This is a genomic window from Microbacterium oleivorans (assembly GCF_023715745.1).
GTDB lineage: Bacteria > Actinomycetota > Actinomycetes > Actinomycetales > Microbacteriaceae > Microbacterium > Microbacterium oleivorans_D.
Genome location: NZ_JAMBOV010000022.1, coordinates 1 through 417, shown reverse-complemented (window position 1 = coordinate 417; position 417 = coordinate 1). Strand labels below are relative to the sequence as shown.

Here is a 417-nt window from a genome sequence, read left to right as displayed (position 1 = left end):
AGGTTCGAATGCGCGCCGTACGACAGGCCGATCGACGCCGACGCGCGCGAGATCTCTTCCATCGCGACCATGTGCGCGGTGTAGCCCATGTTCGCGCCGCCGTATTCCTCGGAGACGGTCATGCCGAGCACGCCGAGATCGCCGAACTTCTTCCACAGATCCATCGGAAACTGGTCGGTGCGGTCGACCTCCGCCGCGCGCGGCGTGATTTCCTTCGCCGCAAACGTCGCGACGGCGTCGCGCAGCATCTCGATGTCTTCACCGAGCATGAATTGCACGCCGGGCAGGTTGATCATGTCTCCTCCGTCTCCAGAAAGTGTGTCGCACTCACCGATTTCTGAGTTTCGCTCAAATCGAATGAATACGCCGATTCATTGACCAATACAGCGGAAATTTTGCACAGTTTCGCGCTTCGAC

General features: G+C 59.2%; 1 protein-coding gene. It reads right to left on the bottom strand.

Annotated elements, in window-relative coordinates; genetic code table 11:
• The coding region (locus M3190_RS15250) for an acyl-CoA dehydrogenase family protein (protein ID WP_285876520.1) at positions 1 to 296 on the bottom strand (296 nt) is incomplete at its 3' end.
• Positions 297 to 417 lie beyond the last annotated feature (121 nt).